This window comes from Frankia sp. CoWAU3 (assembly GCF_977971855.1).
This window is the reverse complement of sequence record NZ_CDWWXB010000011.1, coordinates 1-3,322: the sequence shown is the minus strand read 5'-3', so window position 1 is coordinate 3,322 and position 3,322 is coordinate 1. Positions and strand designations below refer to the sequence as shown.

Genomic DNA, 3,322 nt, shown 5'->3' with positions numbered 1-3,322 from the left:
TCGTTCACCCCGGACGTACCGCGGGTACCGGCGGCCGGCGGCCCGTGGGGCCCCTCCTCCAGGCCCGGCCCCGGTGCCGATGCCGGCCCCGGTGCCGGTGCCGGTGCCGAGGTGCCGTGAACCACCCTCGGGGTGGTGGTGACGCCCCGGCCGGGCGAGGCGGTCTCCGCAGGGTCCTCCTGGCTCCGCAGGCCCAGAGCCCCACTCGACCGCCCACCCGCGCCAGGCGATTCCACGCCGCCCGAGGCCCCAGGGCGGGTACTGCCCTCGTCATCCGCCGGTCCCCCGAAACGGTCGGAGTAGTCCGCGACGAAGGCACCCGAGGACGGCAGCCGGGTCGGCGGGACCAGCGGACCGATGATCAGATCGCCGTCGGCTGCCGACCTCGCCTCGTCGGTGTAGCGGGGCTGGAGCAACGCGTCCGAACCCACTACCTGGATCGACGTCCCCGCGTCGGCGAGCCGGGCCCGCAGTTTCCCGGCGAAGGCCGCACCCGTCGAGACGTAGACCAGATCGGGGGCGTCCTCCTCGATCGCCCGCGCGGTGTCGGCGATCTCGGATCCGTCCGCTTCGTCCCCCCGGACCTGGTACACCGATGTCACCGACGCGCCGAGAGCGGCGGCGCGCGCCGCGAAACGGGCGCCCAGGGTCGTGCCGTATCTCGGTTCGCCGTCAACGACGGCGATACGCCTGCGGCCGAGCGTCCTGACCGCGTACTCGGCGGCGACCCGGGCCTGGCGCTCGTCCGTTCCGGCCAGGCGGAAGTAGGACGGGAAGGGCCGGGTGCGCGGCCGGGAACCGGAGTCGGTCAGCGTCGGGTCCGCGTTCGACGGGGAGACGACGGGGATGCCAGCGGCGCTCAGCGTGGGCAGGGACACCTTCGCTACGAGTGAGCTCAGCGGCCCGACCACGCCGATGACATAATTGTTCGCCACGAAGGCGTCCACGGCCTGCGCTCCCCCGTCCGGACGGGACAGGTCGTCGTGGGCGGACAGCTCGATGCGCCAGCCCGGGACGGCCCCGGACTTGTTGGCCTCGTCGACCGCGAGCGCGACGGCGTTGCGCGCGCTCACCCCGTCCGTGGAGAGATCCCCGGACAGCGGCGCCATCACACCGAGGGTGGCGACCCGGGTGACGCCGGTGGCGGCTCTGGCGCCAGCGCCGCCACCGGCGTCATCGCCTGCACCGAGGCTGGCGGCCAGCGTGAGCCCCAGGACCGAGGGCACCGCGAGGACCAGGACAGCGAGAGCCGCAAGCGCCACGCGTCCGCGACCGGTGCACGATCTGGCCCGGGTCCACCGCCCGATCGAACCGGTCATCGACGCGAGAGACGCCCGCGACGAATCGCTCACCCGGCCTCCGGGATCACGGACACGGAGATCACGGACACGAAGGTCACGGACACGGAGGTCACGAGCCCGGCAACGCCTCACCCGACAGCACGGCCTCGGCGACCGCCCGCATCGTCCGGCGCTGGTTCATCGAGGTGCGCTGGATCCAGCGGAAGGCATCCGGCTCGGTCATGCCGTGCTCGGTCTGCAGCACGCCCTTGGCCCGCTCGATGATCTTCCCGGCCTCCAGGCGCCCCTGCAGGTCCTCCACCTCGGCCTCAAGGCTCACGATCTCGGTGAAGCGGCTCATCGCCATCTCGATCGTGGGCAGCAGGTCCTTCTTCTGGAACGGCTTGACCACGTAGGCCATGGCGCCGGCCTCACGGGCACGTTCCACCAGCTCCCGCTGACTGAAGGCGGTGAGGATGACGACGGGAGCGATACGGTCCTTGGCGATCTTCGCACCGGCCTCGATGCCGTCCATCCTCGGCATCTTCACATCGAGGATGCACAGGTCGGGGCGGAGCTTGCCGGCGAGGTTGACGGCCATCTCGCCGTCGCCCGCCTCCCCGACCACCTCATAGCCCTCCTCCTGGAGCATCTCCCTGAGGTCGAGCCGGATCAGCGCTTCGTCCTCGGCGATCAGAACCCGGCGCGGGTTCGAGGAGGGGTGGCTCATCGAGTCGGACTCCTGGTCTCGGAGGTGCGTCCCTAGTGTGACAGGACGGACGATCGGGGGGCCGTCCCGCCCCGGACACGGAGGGCGGGAGGTCGAAACGCACCCTACCCGGATAGAGTCTTCAAGGAGCGGTTCCGGCCGGGTTCGACGGCGATCTCCTCGCCCTCGTCCCGCCCGGTTCCTCCGCCCGTTTCACTTGCGCCAACTCGCCCCTGTTCCGTCTGATCCAACACGCTCCACCCGCCGGCCCCGGTACTCCAACGGCAGAGAGACGGTGCTCAAACCACCGACAGTGTGGGTTCGAATCCCACCCGGGGTACGTACAGCATCCACGCGCTGTGGATGCCCTGTGGCTGCCGGGGCGGCCCGGGGGCGGCGGCCGTCACTCCCGCCAGATGGGCGACCTTGCCGAGGTCTGCCACCGGAATCTTGATCATCATGTGCACCTCCTGCCTTTCGTGATCGAGGTGGACGGTGAGCTGAGTGCTTTCGTAGAGGCGTCGCTGCAACGCTTCCGGCGCCTGGCGGAGCTTGAGGTGCAGCTCCGGCAGGGCGTCGAGGAGGGCGAGGCTGTCTTGGCCTGGCCGGTCGGGTGCGGTTTCGTCCGCCGCGTCGAGATCCTTGATCTTCCCGAGGGCGGTCCTACGCTCTGCGTCGAGCTGGTTGTAGCTACTGCGCAGTCCCTGGGTGAACGGGTCGTCGGGGTCGCCGTCCTGCGCCTGGCGGAGCAGGTTGCCCTGCCTGCGATCAAGTTCGTCGATCTTCTTCTGGAGCCGGCCTCGCTCGGCTGCTCGTTCCCGCTCGGCTCGGTCGTCGTAGGTCGCGAGTTCGGCGCTCAGGAGGGCGATCCTGTCGCGCCCGAAGACGCGTTCGGCGTAGAAGCCGGCGATCGCGGCTTCAAGGACGTCTTCGCGGATACGGACGCTGTTGGGGTGTCCGGCGAACTTGTCGTCACGGCCCCGGTTGTTCGCTCGGGGCCAGCACTTGTACCAGACAGGTGCACTGGGATCGCGGACGGTTCCGAACATCCGCCGCCCGCAGGTGCAGTGGATCATTCCCCGGAACACGTAGGTCCGTTTGGTCGCGGGGTGGCGGTTGAGTTCGTTGTGCTCGCGGGAGCCGCGCCGGGTCTGCCGGTTGGCGTTGAACTCGTCGTACATCCACTTCGGGATCAAGGGTTCGTGGACGGGTTCGGATGACCACACCCACTTCTCCGGCCCGTTGACCGCCCCATGTCGGGACCGGGTCGCCCGCCGGTTGAACACCCAGGGCTGCGCGAAGGTCGCATGGTGTGACGGCCTGTTGCGCTAAG

Annotated in this window: 3 protein-coding genes and 1 tRNA gene; 1 reads left to right on the top strand and 3 read right to left on the bottom strand. The window is 70.0% G+C overall.

Features of this window, described 5'->3' with window-relative positions; translation table 11 throughout:
• Window positions 1-1,262 (bottom strand): branched-chain amino acid ABC transporter substrate-binding protein (locus AC08ON_RS02450; protein WP_476616377.1); only part of this gene is annotated, 1,262 nt, incomplete at its 3' end.
• Window positions 1,263-1,410: 148 nt separating this feature from the next.
• Window positions 1,411-2,010: an ANTAR domain-containing response regulator gene (locus AC08ON_RS02445; RefSeq protein ID WP_476606274.1), complete on the bottom strand. Its 600-nt coding sequence runs from the start codon at window positions 2,008-2,010 to the stop codon at window positions 1,411-1,413.
• Between the two features lie 246 nt (window positions 2,011-2,256).
• Between AC08ON_RS02445 and AC08ON_RS02440 the strand changes: the two genes are divergently transcribed.
• Window positions 2,257-2,329, top strand: a tRNA-Leu gene (locus AC08ON_RS02440).
• Here AC08ON_RS02440 and AC08ON_RS02435 read toward each other — a convergent pair.
• Window positions 2,289-3,038, bottom strand: coding sequence for a hypothetical protein (locus AC08ON_RS02435; protein ID WP_476616389.1), 750 nt, complete (start codon window positions 3,036-3,038; stop codon window positions 2,289-2,291). The two genes, AC08ON_RS02440 and AC08ON_RS02435, sit on opposite strands and share 41 nt — an antisense overlap.
• Window positions 3,039-3,322 lie beyond the last annotated feature (284 nt).

Bases quoted from the DNA above. Each gene is read 5' to 3' on its own strand.
- AC08ON_RS02435 (WP_476616389.1), bottom strand. From the start codon at position 3,038: ATGTTCGGAACCGTCCGCGATCCCAGTGCACCTGTCTGGTACAAGTGC.
- AC08ON_RS02445 (WP_476606274.1), bottom strand. From the start codon at position 2,010: ATGAGCCACCCCTCCTCGAACCCGCGCCGGGTTCTGATCGCCGAGGAC.